This is a genomic window from Oleiphilus sp. HI0061 (assembly GCF_001635675.1).
In genome coordinates, this window is the sequence record NZ_LWFE01000603.1 from 1 (window position 1) to 1093 (window position 1093).

2 protein-coding genes are annotated in these 1093 nt (G+C 43.9%); both read left to right on the forward strand.

From position 1 onward, the window contains the following. A partial coding sequence (locus A3735_RS07805; protein WP_068637871.1) for a ribonuclease HI occupies positions 1 to 355 on the forward strand: 355 nt, incomplete at its 5' end. Further along, positions 352 to 1050, forward strand: coding sequence for a DNA polymerase III subunit epsilon (gene dnaQ / locus A3735_RS07810; protein ID WP_068634073.1), 699 nt, complete (start codon positions 352 to 354; stop codon positions 1048 to 1050). The genes A3735_RS07805 and dnaQ, both read left to right, overlap by 4 nt. Positions 1051 to 1093: the final 43 nt, after the last annotated feature.

Here is a 1093-nt window from a genome sequence, read left to right on the forward strand (position 1 = left end):
CAATAGAATGGAGCTGCTTGCTGCAATTCGGGCGCTCGAAAGCTTAAAGAAACCTAGTGTTGTTCACTTACATACCGACTCCCAATATATGCGCAAAGGGATGCTTGAGTGGATAAAAGGTTGGAAGAAAAATGGCTGGAAAACTGCAGCCAAAAAGCCAGTAAAGAATGTTGAGCTATGGAAAGCGTTGGATGAGCAAGTCGCAACACATGAGGTAAAATGGTTTTGGGTGAAAGGTCATAGTGGTGATCCAGGTAATGAAATGGCTGACCAGCTTGCCAATCTCGGAGTTGACTCGGTTATTCGAAAAGACAGTATTGGTAAGGTTCATGTGATTGATGGAGTTGAAGGGTGAGGCAGGTCGTACTTGATACAGAAACCACCGGTATAAATCCTCAGCTTGGCCACAGGATAATCGAGATTGGTTGTGTCGAACTGATTGACCGTAAGCTGACAGGAAATCACTACCATGTGTATATCAACCCAGAGCGGGTCGTAGAGCAAGAAGCGATAGATGTCCACGGAATAACGAATGAGTTTCTAGCTGATAAGCCTTTGTTTGCTGATATTGCCCAAGAATTTCTTGAGTATATAAAAGGTTCTGAACTGGTTATCCATAATGCGGCGTTTGACGTTGGCTTTATCAACCACGAATTTAACCTTTTGGTCAACAAGATCCCTCCGGTAGAAAATTACTGTGGTGTATTAGATACACTAGCCATGGCGCGAGAGAAGCATCCGGGGCAAAAGAACAATCTGGATGCTTTATGTAAACGCTACGGGATCAATAATAGTCACCGTGAACTGCACGGGGCTTTATTGGACTCCGAAATACTCGCTGATGTTTATTTATTACTAAGTGGTGGGCAGACTAGCTTGTTGCTAGATAAGGAAAAGACAGATGAAGGTGGCGCCGGAGGTATTCGAAGGTTACCCGGTACACGCAAGCCTCTACCTGTTCTGGCTGCCAATACAGAGGAAGCTGCGTCTCATGAAAAATACCTCGAATCACTTAGAAAGAAATCAGACCAGGTGATTTGGGACTTATAAGTGTTTCATAAGTAGCAGAGCTAGTCTTTGCTAATTACGAAAA